The organism is Bradyrhizobium sp. 179 (assembly GCF_023073535.1).
In the GTDB taxonomy this organism is placed as follows: Bacteria; Pseudomonadota; Alphaproteobacteria; order Rhizobiales; family Xanthobacteraceae; genus Bradyrhizobium.
This window is the reverse complement of sequence record NZ_JADPJR010000056.1, coordinates 1-967: the sequence shown is the minus strand read 5'-3', so window position 1 is coordinate 967 and position 967 is coordinate 1. Positions and strand designations below refer to the sequence as shown.

At 57.9% G+C, this 967-nt stretch carries 1 protein-coding gene; it reads right to left on the bottom strand.

The genetic code is table 11. The features are described 5' to 3' along the window. Positions 1-212, bottom strand: a 212-nt coding sequence (locus IVB12_RS13895) for a transposase (protein ID WP_247299715.1), incomplete at its 3' end; no start/stop codon positions are given. Positions 213-967: the final 755 nt, after the last annotated feature.

The window sequence follows — 967 nt, the reverse complement described above, 5'->3', positions numbered from 1 at the left end:
CGTTCGCGCGCTTCCTCGCTCTCGCGCTCGACACCCGCGTCAAAAGCCCGGGCCGCTTGGTCCAGCAGCTGCTTCTTCCAGGCATAGATCTGGTTCGGGTGAACCTCATAGCGCAGGGCCAGATCGGCAACCGTCGCCTGCTCCCGCACCGCTTCCAGCGCAATCTTCGCCTTCAACGCCGCGTCGATCTTCCGGCGTGTCTTCTTTGTCATCATGCCCTCCGTCTATCAAACGGAGCGGCCCTTTTCCAACTTAGCCTCTGGTCCCAAAACCGGGCTCCATTTCATGTATCTCAGCTCCCAATCCTTTGCCGACGCATGCGCGCGACAGCGGACCGTCACCGAGCAAAAACTCATTAAGTTTAGACGTTGGTCCCGGGACGTTCAGGTTTCCAGATGAGACGTGTCATGAAGCCAATAGCGCGGGTCGCAGCAGCAATAAAGCGCGCTCGGGCACGCTCCGATTTCGACCGGTGCTGCGCAATCTGGTGGCTCTATCGCGTCCATTTCGGCGTCAACCGCGACGTGATGTTGGCCCTTGCTGCGGTCACGATCGCCTACGAGATCCCGCTGCGGCATCTAGGCTTCGCGATATCGGACACCTTTCATGCAAGCTGGCACTGCCGCACCAAACCTGCAACCAAGTTGCGCGTTGCCTGGCGGACAAAAATCTCAGCCTAACGCCAAACGTCTCAAGTCTCCCCCAGCCCACTAAGGTCGCAATCACATCTAGTACCGGCGGACTGCCTGGGAGGCAGCTCAATGGCGCCTAGAAATACGTGAGCAGACCGCACAAGCCGAATTAGCTAGCACTACTTTGGCAGAATTAGTTTGTGCTGCAGTTTTTCACGGATACGTCTTCTGCAGTAGGGCATCGCTGCGATGGCTGCCGTAGGATGAGATCGACGATGGCGTGACGTACTGCGGGCATGGTTGGCTGAGGCGGAGGCCCGTTGATTCTTTTTTTT